The 1,231-nt window shown below is 42.0% G+C and carries 2 protein-coding genes; both read right to left on the bottom strand.

All coding sequences use genetic code 11. The features are described 5' to 3' along the window. The coding region (locus tag CXF78_RS00990; RefSeq protein WP_102035728.1) for a M56 family metallopeptidase at positions 1-1,044 on the bottom strand (1,044 nt) is incomplete at its 3' end. Then, a partial coding sequence (locus CXF78_RS00985; protein WP_145991291.1) for a BlaI/MecI/CopY family transcriptional regulator occupies positions 1,044-1,231 on the bottom strand: 188 nt, incomplete at its 5' end. The genes CXF78_RS00990 and CXF78_RS00985, both read right to left, overlap by 1 nt.

Below are 1,231 nucleotides of genomic sequence, written 5' to 3'. Positions count from 1 at the left end.
GTTCACACTGCCATTTGGACTGATATCAAATGACATTTGCACATAGCCATTAAGCCCTTCTTTAGCAGCATCAATTGGGTAGCTAGGCTCAATTCTTATCACAGGCATCGCCATAGCATCGGCTTTGTTTTCAACGCTAAGATTATTACCTGCAAATACCTGCTGATTAAACATAAAGGCACCAACACCAATAGCCAATGTCATTCCAATCAATGTTAAGGTGCTTTTTCCATGTTGCTTTTTCATCTGTAAGATCCTCTCTTTTAAGATGGTTTTATCCCCATAATGGGTGTGTAACATGCTCAAAGGTGCATGTTGTGAATAGGCCAGTAGTGTTCTGCTATAGGCAATTTTAGCTTGGGCTTTCATGCTGGCAGTGACCTGCGCATCGCATGACAATTCTTGATCTTGTCTAAAACGGCGATAGCTCAACCACATCAACGGATTGAACCAAAACAATACGGTTAATCCATAAGCCAGGGCATTTGCCCATAAATCACCACGTTGATAGTGATAAATCTCATGCTGAATAATGGCTTGCTGCTGGCTTTCTTCGAGTAACGTAAAGCTTGTTGGTACCAAAATACTGGGGGTAATAAACCCTGCGAGCATAGGTGATTCAATATCTGGATGGGCTAATACGTTAAGCTTTACAGAAGGAATATCTAGCTGACATCCACGCTGGATTAACCGTTGCAGGTAGCCGTATTCCATCACGATATTAGCGACTAATAACGTGATAACGATACCGTAGAGATATGGCAGATATAATAAGTCAAATAAGCCTGCCGACAACGCAGCGGTATCGCTAGCAAACACATAATACTGCTGGATGATTGAGGCTGCGTTATTGCTACCAAACCAGCTAAAGTGGTGCGGTAATATCATTTGCAGTAAATCTGCAATGATTAAGAGTGGCACGGATATCCACATAAAATAGGTATAGTGCGCCCCAAATTTAGACAATATAAACCGGTGCAATACCAGTAATACTAAACACACCACGCTCAATGAGATGGTTTGTTCCATAAACCAATTAATCATCACTTTTGTTCCTTCTGCCAATCATCAAGTAAGGTTTGCAGTTCGGCGACATCTTCTGCCGACAGCTTGTTCTTTTGCGCAAAACCGGCAACCAATGGGGTTAACTTGCCAGCAAACATGCGGTCCACAAAAGAAAGCGATTCTTTAACGGTATAGTCCTGCTGAGCAATTAATGGTGAGTAATGGT

The sequence above is a fragment of the Shewanella sp. 11B5 genome (assembly GCF_002836795.1).
GTDB lineage: Bacteria > Pseudomonadota > Gammaproteobacteria > Enterobacterales > Shewanellaceae > Shewanella > Shewanella frigidimarina.
This window is presented reverse-complemented; position numbering and strand designations above follow the sequence as displayed.